This is a genomic window from Nocardiopsis sp. NPDC006832, assembly GCF_040635885.1.
In the GTDB taxonomy this organism is placed as follows: domain Bacteria; phylum Actinomycetota; class Actinomycetes; order Streptosporangiales; family Streptosporangiaceae; genus Nocardiopsis.
In genome coordinates this window covers 1-10,733 of sequence record NZ_JBEYLC010000107.1, presented here as the reverse complement: position 1 = coordinate 10,733, position 10,733 = coordinate 1, and the positions used below count along the sequence as shown (strand labels likewise).

Here is a 10,733-nt window from a genome sequence, read left to right as displayed (position 1 = left end):
GCTCTCCCCGGACCGTCGCCGGTTCCCATACGCCGGGGACGTCCGCCAAGACATGCTCGTTGGGCCTACCCGGGGCAAGCGTTCCGTAGACGAAGAGTCGGTCGATCATCCGATCAATCTAACAAGTGCCTCTGAACAGGGAACATCCTGCTGGGGGCGTGAGTGTCTCGGATGGGTGAGTGGGGTCGGGTTCGGGGTCGGGGGTGCGACTGGGGGTTTGGGCTTGGGGGTTATCCACAGGTCTGAGTTTTCGGGCTGGTGGACTGTTCCGACTACGTGATCCCATTGATCTTGGGGGAGCCGCTGGTTCCGCCGGGTTTGTGCTGCCCAGGGTTGATGGTGAGGCGCTTCAGGCCGTGATCCTGCGGGTGGTTGGGCATTGCTCGGGTGGGTTGGTGGGGCGCCTGGGGCCGGGAGCCTTGGGGTGGTTGGGCGGGGTGGGGGTGGGTTCTCCCTCCTTCCCCGCCGCGTGATTGTTGCCGCCCGCACCGCACGCGTCAAGGCAATGTTGAGTGCTGTGACGCTGTGGTGGATGGCCTTGACCCGTACGGCACGGGCGGCGGTTTGGCGGCTATCGGGGAAGGGGGGAGAGTGGTTGAGGTCCCAACGGCCCTGCGGGCCTGCGGCCCACTCCGGCCGTGGCCGGCCGGATTCCTTCCCCCGTCTGGCTTTCTCGTGGGGCGCGTCGCCACTACGTGACGGGTCCGGTCACGAAGGCCCCGCTACAGGTGAGGCACGGGGCCGGGCGCGTCCCCGCGGTAGCCGGCCCTGGTCTTCACAGCGATGATCTTGCTCCTAGCGCCCATTTGGGCGCCCAACATGGCGCTACGGACAAGATCGTTTCCATTCAGAGCCCCTCCATCGAAGTCGCTAGGAGCATCTCCGTAATAGGTGGATCCGGTCATAGGGGAAGGGGTTGTGGATAACCCAGAATGGCCACCCCATCTATAATAGGCACATTCACCGACATGGAAATAGGTTGAATATACCCACCGGTAAGCCTCCATTTCCTGGTGTGTTCGCGTATAATCAGAGTATGAGCTTTCCTCCCCACGCATCGCGCCCGACCGGGAACACCCCGGTCGATAAGGCGATGGCGGGTGCGCGGGAGATGGCGGTGGAGTTCTCCGGCCGGGATATCCCGTTCGGGTGTGAAGCCGATGTGCTCGCACAGTTCGGCCGGCTCAATGGGGAAGTCGACCGGATCCGCTATGGGATGCTGCCCGCCCTGGCCCGCATGGAGGCCACCGGCGCCCTGTTGGAAGAGGGCGGCCAGCGCAGTATCCAGGCGTGGATCACCCACCAGTGGGGCACCTCTCCGGCCGAGGCCAAGAGCCTTGCCACCCTCGCCCGAGCGTTGTACCAGCAGCAGTTGCCCCTGGTGGAAGAAGCCTTCCAGAACGAGGCCCTGTCGCTGGGTGAGGCGTGCGCGATCGCGACCTCCACCGAAAAGGCCACCACCGAGTGGGCGAAGGTCCTGGAAACGGCGGATGAGGAATTCCGTGCCCAGCGTCCTTCGGTGGAGGGGTTTCGGTCCCGGTTGGAATTCGGGCTGATCGGTTTCAAGGCCGAGTGCCCGCAGGCTTCGGTGCGCCAGTTGCGGGACGCGGCGAAATGGTTCGTGGCCCGCCTGGACCCCGATAAGGCCGACCGGGACTATGACGAAACGTTCGAGAACCGGGGCGCCCAATTCTCGCCCACGTTCGAGTCCGGGTTTTTGTTGCGGATGTGGGGGCCGGGGGCCGATAACGAGCTGATCCAGGCCGCTCTGCAGGCTTACACGCAGCCGTATGGGCCGGAGAACGCGGCGATGCCGAAGCATCAGCGCACCTATGACGCGATGATGCGCATCTTCGAGACCGCTCTGGGCCACCGGGGTTGCTCCAGTCTGAGCCGCCAACCTCTGGCGACCATCAACATCACCGTCCCCCTCACACGCTTCCTGGGCGATGAGACGGCTGAACCCGCCGTCACCGAGGACGGTGTGGTCATCCCCGACCAGATGGTGGCCCGCCTGACCCCCCACAGTTGGCTGCGCCGGTTCGTGACCGACGAACAGGGCCGGACCCTGTTGGATGTGGGGCGTAAGCAGCGGTGCGCCCCGGACCCGGTCCGCCAGGCAGCGGGGTTCAAGAAGCCCTACTGCGAGTGGCACGAAGGCTGTGACATGCCGCGTAGCTGGTCGCAGTACGACCACATCGTCCCCTTCTCCCACGGCGGGGTGACCAGCTCCGAGAACATGCAGGTGTTGTGCTCGACCCACAACCGGCTCAAGCACCGGTTGCAGGCCAAGGTGAACCGGCAGATCTGGGAACACCACCACGCCCAGAACCGACAGGACACCGAGACCAGCGGGGACAGGGACGGGGAAGGCGAGCCAGCCCCAGCCACCGCCCCCTAACCACCACCATCCGCTTCCACCACGTGTTTCCGCCAGGCGAAATGCCACCACCCCGCGACCACCCCGGTTGGGTGTCAGACCCCAAGGGCCCGTGCCCTGTGGGGATATCGGCATGCCCAGGGGCAGAAACACCGCGCCCCCACCCAGAGTCACATTCCGGGGCCGGAGTGGCTCCCATCGGGGGTGTCGGCACGACTTCCACCCCCGGTACTGGCTCCCGCCCCTGGTACCGGCCCACCGGCACCACCAACCCCGTGCAACCCTGTGCTGTCTCTCCATCATGATGATCTTGTCCGTAGCGCCATGTTGGGCGCCCAACATGGCGCTACGAGCAAGATCATCAGGGAGAGAGCTTCACCAGAGGTGGCTACCGCGGGGACGCGGCCCGCCATCCGCCCTACCTGTAGCGGGTACTTCGTTACCTCACCGGTCACGTAGTGGCGACGCGGCCCACGAGGAGACCAGGCGGAGGGGAAGGCATCCGGCCGGCTACGGCCGGAGCGGGCCGAAGGCCCGCAGGGCCGTTGGGACCTCAACCACTCTCCCCCCTTCCCCGATAGCCGCCAAACCGCCGCCCGCGCCGTGCGGGTCAAGGCCACCCACCACGCTGACGAGCAACTCAACATTGCCTTGACGCGTGCGGTGCGGGCGGCAACAATCACGCGGCGGGGAAGGAGGGAGAACCCACCCGAGCAACGCCCAATCACCCCAAAGAGCCAGAAACCTGAGGCGGCCGACCAACCCACCCCCACCCCGCCCAACCACCCCAAGACTCCCGCCCCCAGGCGCCCCACCAACCCACCCGAGCAATGCCCAACCACCCGCAGGATCACGGCCTGAGGCGCCCTACCAAAACAGCCTCCAGGCAGCACGAAACCAGTGGACGGGAAGCGAGGACGTTCGAGTAGGGCGTTCGTTCGGACATGCCCGCCCGGACATGCCCGCCCGGACATGCCCGCCCGAACACGCCCGTCTGGTCAGCGCAGGTCCCGCCGGGACAGCAGATACGCGGACAGCGCCCACAACCCGCCGGTGAGTGCCAGGGCGGCGAGCAGGATCGGCCCCATCGCCGCGAGGTCGAGCCCCGCCGCGTCGGAGACGGCGCTGTTGCCCAGGAACAGCGCCGAGGTGACCAAAGAGTGGGGGAACAGGTGGGACACCACACCGCCCTGGCCGCTGTAGAGCAGCCCGGTCCCGATCGCGCATCCCAGCAGCCCCACGGCCACGGGTGCGGTGAACGAACGGAACGACATCGACAGCAGCGATTGTGCGGCCACCACGGGCAGGGCCGCGACCACCCCGAGCAGTGCGATGACCGCGTACTCCCATGGTGGTGCGCCCTCCAGGTCGAGCACGAACATCCCGATTCCGATCACCAGGGTCAGCAGGACCAGTTGCATGGCCGCCACGACGATGGTGAGTGAGGTGATCTTGGCGCCCACGATCGCCCCGGGGCGCGCGGGAGTGGCCATCAGCAGGTTCCAGTTGTGCCCTCGGTGCTCCATCCGCCAAGCGGCCGAGGCCAGCACGGCCACCCCCATCGACATGAAGAAGAGGCCGTAGAACAACACCACCTGGGACCAGTAGGACTCCCACCCGGCGGACAGCACCCCCTGGTTGGCGGCGTAGTTGATGGTCCCCGCGGTGACCGCGAGCACAGGCAGCACGACTGCGACGACCCACAGGGCCGAGCGGCGCAGTTTGGTGAGTTCGGCGACGATCACGCGGGACCTCCTTCGGCTCGGTCCAAGTACCGGCACGCCCCGAGGAACAGGGCCGCCGCGGCGCACAGGAACAGGGCGAAGGCCCAGGGGATGGGCGCCGCCTCGATCAATTGGTCGTTGGCCATCGCCACCGGCGAGATCGCCGCGTAGTAGCCCCAGGGCAGTACGTAGGCCACCCACGTGGGCATCAGCAGGGCGTAGACCGCGTAGAACGCCCCCAGCAGCCCCACCCCGAGCCCCACGAGCTGGTTGTCCACCCGGGCGGCCAGCCACAGGTGCAGGCCCAGCAGCGCCAGGTTCACCAGCAGCAGGAAGAGCCCGTAGCGCGCCCACAGGGCGATCGGGGGAGCGACCTCGATCCCGACGACAAGCCCCGCGAGGAGGATCAGCACGCACTGCGCCACGACCGTGAGTGTCAGGGCCAGACCCAGGACGACAGCCTTGGCCCGGCACAACAGTCCCGGCCCCAGGCCGGACACCCGGGCGAGGAACCACCCCTGGCCCTGGTGCTCGATGTCCACCTGGCGTCCGGCGAGCACCGCGACCAGGACAGGTGAGGTCATCGCCGAGATCATCACCTGGTTCAGAAGCAGGGACTCCCAGGGTTGCGCGGTCGGATCGGCGAACCCCTCGCGGGCGCTCTCGGAGAAGAGGTTCATCCCCGACAGGGCGACGACGGCGACCACCATCACCAGGCACAACACCCACACACGCAGACCGCGTGTCTTGTGGACCTCCAGGCCCACCGCCATCCGCATCACGAGAGTCCCTCCCGCCCGGTCAGGTCCATGAAGACCTCCTCCAGGGAGCGGCGCACCCGATGGAGGCCGTGGACGGGGACGTCGTGGTGGACCAGTCGCCGCACGAGGTCGGCGGTGTCGTCGTCGCTCACCCCGGTCAGGCGTAGCCCTTCGTGGGTGCGCACGGCGGGCAACCCCAGGGCCAGGACGCGTTCGGGGTCGGGGGTCCGCAGGATCAGATCCGGTGTACTGCGGTCGAACAGTTCCGCCCGGGTGCCCTGGAAGATCAATCGTCCTCGGCCGAGGATCCCCAGGACCGACGCCATCCGGTCGACCTCGTCCAACAGGTGGCTGGAGACCATCACGGTGACGCCCTCTCCGGCCAGGGAGGTCAAGAGGTCACGGATCTCCTCGATCCCGGCCGGGTCCAGCCCGTTGGTGGGTTCGTCGAGGACGAGCAGGCGGGGTTCTCGGGCCAGGGCCATGGCGATGCCCAGCCGTTGCTTCATACCGAGCGAGTAGGCGCGGACGGGTTTGTCCATGTGGTCGCGTAGGCGCACGGTGGCCACGGCGCGTTCCACCTGGTCGTCGGTGAGTCCGAGCATCTTGCGGACGATCGCCATGTTCTCCCGGCCGGTCAGATGCCCGTATCCCGGCGGGGACTCGATGAGGGAACCGATCAAGGGGGAGAGTTCGTGCCGGGTACGCCGGTCCATGGGGCGGCCCAGGACGCTGATCTCGCCCCGGCTGGGGCGCACCAACGACAGCAGCATCTTCATCGTGGTGGATTTGCCCGACCCGTTGGGGCCGAGGAATCCGTAGACGCACCCCTCGGGTACGCGCAGGTCCAGGGAGTCCACGACCGTGCGCGACCCGTAGGTCTTGGTCAGTCCCTCTGTGGTGATGACGTGATTCATGAGGCTCCTTCCACCGAGGAGACTCCACCGTCGAACCCGCGCGGCGCATCGGATCGCGGTACCGAGAAAGGGCTCATACCAAGGTCTGAGGCAGGACCTAGGCGTCGCGGAGCAGGTCCTCGCGGTCCACCAACCCGGAGCGGAAGGCGAACAGCACCGACTGGACCCGGTCCCGGGAGCCGGTCTTGGCCAGCACGTTGCCCACGTGGGTCTTGACCGTGGGCATGGACAACACCAACAGCTCGCAGATCTCGGTGTTCGTGTACCCGCGCGCCACCGCGGTGAGGACCTCGCGCTCCCGCGGGGTCAGCGACTCCAGGGCCCTTCGGGTCTCCCGTACGGGAGGGGCCGACGGCCCCGATCCGCCGCTCAATAGTGGACGCACGTGCTGGAGCAACCTTCGGGTGGAGCTCGCCGAGACCACCGAGTCGCCCCGATGTACGGTGCGCAGCGCCTCCAGGAGTTCCTCCGGGGGAGTGTTCTTGAGCAGGAACCCGGTCGCGCCGGCCTCGATGCCCTCGATCACGTACTCGTCGGTGTCGAAGGTGGTGAGCACCACGATCCGACATCGCGCGCCCGCGTCCACCAGTGTCCGGGTGGCGCTGAGCCCGTCCGTCCCCGGCATTTGGACGTCCATCAGCACCAGGTCCACCGGGTCCGCGCGTTGGAGTTCGACGGCCTCGGCCCCGTCACCGGCCTGCCAGGCCACGACCATGTCGGGCTGGGAGTCGATGACCATGGCCATCCCGGCGGTGAAGAGCCGCTGGTCGTCGGCCAGCCCGATCCGGATCACGTCTCCTCCCAGGGAACGCTCGCACGGACCCGCCAGACGTCGGTGCCCTCGTTCCATCCGACCTCCAAGTCGCCGCCGTGCAGGGCGATCCTTTCTCGCATACCGATCAGACCATGCCCTCCGTCCCTTTCACCGGGTTCGTGCGACTCGGGACCGATCGGGTTGGTCACGGTGACCACGATCAGCCCGGGCGAGCGGGTGAGGTGGACCGTCACGGCGACCTGGCCGGCGTGTTCGAGGGCGTTGGCCAGTGACTGTTGGACGAGGCGGTAGACCGTCAGGCCCACGCTGGCGGGCGGGGACGCCTCCTCGCGCGAGGGTGGGTCGTTTTGTGCCAGACGGACGCGTAGACCCGTCCGCCGGTACTCCTCCACCAGGACGGGCAGCTCGCCCAGACCGGGCATGGGGGAGACCTCGCGTTCTCGATCCTCCCGCAGTACCCCCAGCAGTCTGTGCAGTTCGCCGGCGGATTCCCGACCCACTCGACCGATCGTCTCCAACGCGGTCACCGCCGCCTCCGGGGACGATCGCGCGGCGTAGCGGCCGCCATCGGCCTGGGCGACGATGACGTTCAGGGAGTGCGCGAGGACGTCGTGCATCTCCCGGGCGATGCGGGTGCGCTCGCCCAGGGCGGCCAACCTCAGTTCCTGTTCGCGTTTGGCCCGTAGTAACCGGGCGTGCTCTCGGAGCCGGTCGACCTCCTCCCTGTTGTGCCTGCGCACGGTGCCGAGTAGGGCGAACAACAGCAGGGTCGTCCAGGCGGACAGCAAGGAGGTGATCCTGACCCCGAGGTCCTCCGTGTAGATCAGGTCAGGGATGAACAGGACCGCCACGGCCGTGCCCAGGAGCAGTAGGACCAGGACCACGCGACGCCACCACGCCGACAACTCCGTCTGCGAGGTGTAGGTGGCGACCAGCACGCAGATCACCGACAGGGTGGTGAAGTGCTCCATCCAGAGCACCTGGACCGCCAACAGTGCCGCCAGTACCGCCAAGGCGGTCAGTGGGCGGACCCGGCGCGCGCTCAACGTCGCGCAGCACCCCACCGTCAGGGCGAGGTAGGCGGCGGAGTCCGTGGGCGAGGCCGACGCCAGTGGCCAGGTCGCCACCATCAGGACGAACCAGAGCAGGGCCCAGAGCACGTCCATGAAGAACACGTGCGCGAGTGACCAGGACTTCGCGCGGGCGGCGAACGAACGCGGGGACGGGGCGGACATGGTTCCACACGCTACAGAGCGCCGCGACGAAGGTCCTCATGCCACGGTACGAACCGTGGTCGGGGCATTGCCTATCCTGGAGGGGTCAGCAGCACCCTCACTTCCAGGGGATGGATCGATGAACGTCCTGCTCACCGGTGGCGCCGGGTACATCGGCTCCCACACCGCCGTCGCACTCCTGGAGGCGGGCCACGACGTGGTGGTGGTCGACTCCCTGGTCAACAGCCACGAGGAGTCGCTGCGTCGGGTGGAGCGGATCACCGGTCGCGCCCTCACCTTCCACCGGGCCGACTGCGCCGACCCCGAGGCGATGCGGGCGATCTTCGATCGGCACGACGTCGACGCGGTCATCCATCTGGCGGGGCTCAAGGCCGTGGGCGAGTCCGTCCGCCAGCCCTTGCGCTACTACCGCAACAACTTGGACGCGCTGCTCACCCTCTGCGAGACCATGCGGGACGCCGGGGTCCGTGACCTGGTCCTGAGCTCCTCGGCCACGGTCTATGGGGACCCGGAGCGGGTGCCCATCACCGAGGACGCCGGCCTGTCCACCACCAACCCCTACGGCAGCACCAAGCTGTTCGCCGAGCGCATCCTCGACGACCTGGCCACCGCCGAATCCGACTGGCGGATCATCTCCCTGCGCTACTTCAACCCGATCGGCGCGCACCCCAGCGGCCTGATCGGCGAGGACCCCCAGGGCATCCCGAACAACCTCTTCCCCTACATCGCCCAGGTCGCCGCCGGGCGTCGGGAGAAGCTGAGCGTCTACGGCGACGACTACGACACCCCCGACGGCACCGGGGTGCGCGACTACCTGCACGTGGTGGACCTGGCCGCCGGGCACCTGGCCGCCGTCGACCACCTGGCCGACGCCCCCGGGCACCGGATCTACAACCTCGGCACCGGGCACGGGACCTCGGTCCTGGAGAGCCTGCGCGCCTTCGAACGCGCGACCGGTGACACCATCCCGTACGAGGTGGTCGGCCGCCGACCGGGCGACATCGCCGTCTGTTACGCCGATCCCGCCGCGGCCGCGAGCGAACTGGGCTGGAAGGCGCAGAAGTCCGTCGCCGACGCCTGTGAGGACGCCTGGCGCTGGCAGTCGGCCAACCCGAACGGTTTCTCGGGCTGAGCCCGGAGCGTGCCGGTTCGCATACCCGAGCGGGCGCCCCGAACATGGCCAACGCCCTAGACTGGACGGACATCCCGATTTTTCTGCGGAAGGTCCTCCGTCGTGTCCGTTGCTGCTGACAGCACGTTCGACACCGTCCTCGTCGTCGACTTCGGTGCGCAGTACGCGCAGCTGATCGCGCGACGGGTCCGCGAGTGTCACGTGCACAGCGAGATCGTGCCCTCGACCATGCCGGTCGAGGAGATGCTCGCCAAGAAACCCAAGGCCATCATCCTCTCCGGCGGCCCGTCCTCGGTGTACGCCGAGGGAGCCCCGAACGTGGGGGCCGAGCTGTTCGAGACTGGGGTCCCGACCTTCGGTATCTGCTACGGCTTCCAGGCGATGACGCGTGCCCTGGGCGGGGTCGTCGACCGGACCGACCTGAGTGAGTTCGGCCGCACCCGGATGTCGACCACGGCCGACTCGGTGCTGTTCGAGGGGATGCCCTCGGAGCTGAACGTGTGGATGTCGCACGGTGACTCCGTGGTCCAGGCCCCCGACGGCTTCAAGAGCATCGCCGGTACCGCGGGCGCCCCGGTCGCGGCCTTCGAGGACACCGAGCGCCGCCTGTTCGGCGTCCAGTTCCACCCCGAGGTCATGCACACCGAGCACGGCCAGGAGGTGCTGCGCCGTTTCCTGTACGAGGGGGCCGGCTGCCGTCCCACCTGGACGATGGTGAACATCGTCGAGGAACAGCTGGAGAGCATCCGCGCCCAGATCGGCGACAAGCGAGTCATCTGCGCCCTCAGCGGTGGCGTGGACTCCGCCGTGGCCGGCGCGTTGGTCCAGCGCGCCGTGGGTGACCAGCTCACCTGCGTGTTCGTCGACCACGGTCTGCTCCGCAAGGGCGAGTCCGAGCAGGTCGAGAAGGACTTCGTGGCGATCACCGGCGCCAAGCTCAAGGTGGTCGACGCCGAGGAGCGGTTCCTCACCGCGCTGTCCGGGGTGACCGACCCCGAGGAGAAGCGCAAGATCATCGGCCGCGAGTTCATCCGCGTGTTCGAGCAGGCGGCCCGTGAGGTCGTCGACGAGAGCGGCGAGGGCGGCTCCGAGGTCGAGTTCCTGGTACAGGGCACCCTCTACCCGGACGTGGTGGAGTCCGGCGGCGGTTCCGGTACCGCCAACATCAAGTCGCACCACAACGTCGGCGGCCTTCCCGAGGACCTGCAGTTCACCCTGGTGGAGCCGCTGCGCGAGCTCTTCAAGGACGAGGTCCGTCGGGTCGGCGAGGAGCTGGGCCTGCCCTCCGAGATGGTGTGGCGCCAGCCCTTCCCCGGCCCCGGCCTGGGCATCCGCATCATCGGCGAGGTGACGCGCGAGAGGCTGGAGATCCTGCGCGAGGCCGACGCCATCGCCCGGGAGGAGCTCACCCGCGCCGGGCTGGACCGCGACATCTGGCAGTGCCCGGTGGTGCTGCTCGCCGACGTGCGTTCGGTGGGTGTGCAGGGTGACGGCCGCACCTACGGTCACCCGGTCGTGCTGCGCCCCGTCAGCAGCGAGGACGCCATGACCGCGGACTGGTCGCGGGTTCCCTACGACGTGCTGGCCCTGATCTCCAACCGGATCACCAACGAGGTCCGTGAGATCAACCGGGTGACGCTGGACGTGACCAGCAAGCCCCCGGGCACGATCGAGTGGGAGTAGGACTCCCCGGTGGAACGAGGGCGGGGTCCGGCGCGTGTGCGCCGGCAAAGGTTTATAAACCTTTGGCAACCCTGTATTTTCCCTTTTATAACCTTATTTAAAATGCTATAATAGACTCAACGCATT

General features: G+C 67.8%; 8 protein-coding genes. 3 read left to right on the top strand and 5 right to left on the bottom strand.

The annotated features are described in order from the left end of the window. Window positions 1-1,036: 1,036 nt before the first annotated feature. Window positions 1,037-2,401 carry a DUF222 domain-containing protein gene (locus ABZ717_RS27690; RefSeq protein WP_358515912.1) on the top strand — a complete coding sequence of 455 codons (1,365 nt, stop codon included), beginning with the start codon at window positions 1,037-1,039 and terminating at the stop codon, window positions 2,399-2,401. A 977-nt stretch (window positions 2,402-3,378) separates the two neighbouring features. Here the strand turns inward: ABZ717_RS27690 and ABZ717_RS27685 are convergent. The 5 genes from ABZ717_RS27685 to ABZ717_RS27665 all read right to left on the bottom strand — a co-directional run bounded on the left by ABZ717_RS27685 (window position 3,379) and on the right by ABZ717_RS27665 (window position 7,792). Beyond that, window positions 3,379-4,125 carry an ABC transporter permease gene (locus ABZ717_RS27685; protein WP_358515909.1) on the bottom strand — a complete coding sequence of 249 codons (747 nt, stop codon included), beginning with the start codon at window positions 4,123-4,125 and terminating at the stop codon, window positions 3,379-3,381. Next, the gene (locus tag ABZ717_RS27680) at window positions 4,122-4,883 is read right to left on the bottom strand and encodes an ABC transporter permease (protein WP_358515915.1); all 762 of its coding nucleotides are present in this window, start codon (window positions 4,881-4,883) and stop codon (window positions 4,122-4,124) included. Before ABZ717_RS27680 ends, ABZ717_RS27685 begins: the two co-directional genes overlap by 4 nt. Further along, on the bottom strand, window positions 4,883-5,782 hold the full coding sequence (locus ABZ717_RS27675; protein WP_358515906.1) for an ABC transporter ATP-binding protein: 900 nt from the start codon (window positions 5,780-5,782) through the stop codon (window positions 4,883-4,885). Before ABZ717_RS27675 ends, ABZ717_RS27680 begins: the two co-directional genes overlap by 1 nt. A 97-nt stretch (window positions 5,783-5,879) precedes the next feature. Further along, window positions 5,880-6,575: a response regulator transcription factor gene (locus ABZ717_RS27670; protein WP_358515903.1), complete on the bottom strand. Its 696-nt coding sequence runs from the start codon at window positions 6,573-6,575 to the stop codon at window positions 5,880-5,882. Then, a complete protein-coding gene (locus ABZ717_RS27665) occupies window positions 6,572-7,792 on the bottom strand; it encodes a histidine kinase (RefSeq protein WP_358515900.1) in 1,221 nt (406 codons plus the stop codon). The genes ABZ717_RS27670 and ABZ717_RS27665 overlap by 4 nt, the downstream gene beginning before the upstream one ends. A 118-nt stretch (window positions 7,793-7,910) precedes the next feature. Here ABZ717_RS27665 and galE point away from each other — a divergent pair, with 118 nt between their 5' ends. Next, on the top strand, window positions 7,911-8,924 hold the full coding sequence (gene galE / locus ABZ717_RS27660; protein ID WP_358515897.1) for a UDP-glucose 4-epimerase GalE: 1,014 nt from the start codon (window positions 7,911-7,913) through the stop codon (window positions 8,922-8,924). Window positions 8,925-9,026: 102 nt separating this feature from the next. After that, window positions 9,027-10,607: a glutamine-hydrolyzing GMP synthase gene (gene guaA / locus ABZ717_RS27655; protein WP_358515894.1), complete on the top strand. Its 1,581-nt coding sequence runs from the start codon at window positions 9,027-9,029 to the stop codon at window positions 10,605-10,607. Window positions 10,608-10,733: the final 126 nt, after the last annotated feature.

Coding starts and splice junctions, on each gene's coding strand:
- ABZ717_RS27690 (WP_358515912.1), top strand. CDS start 1,037: ATGAGCTTTCCTCCCCACGCATCGCGCCCGACCGGGAACACCCCGGTC.
- ABZ717_RS27680 (WP_358515915.1), bottom strand. CDS start 4,883: ATGCGGATGGCGGTGGGCCTGGAGGTCCACAAGACACGCGGTCTGCGT.
- ABZ717_RS27675 (WP_358515906.1), bottom strand. CDS start 5,782: ATGAATCACGTCATCACCACAGAGGGACTGACCAAGACCTACGGGTCG.
- ABZ717_RS27665 (WP_358515900.1), bottom strand. CDS start 7,792: ATGTCCGCCCCGTCCCCGCGTTCGTTCGCCGCCCGCGCGAAGTCCTGG.
- galE (WP_358515897.1), top strand. CDS start 7,911: ATGAACGTCCTGCTCACCGGTGGCGCCGGGTACATCGGCTCCCACACC.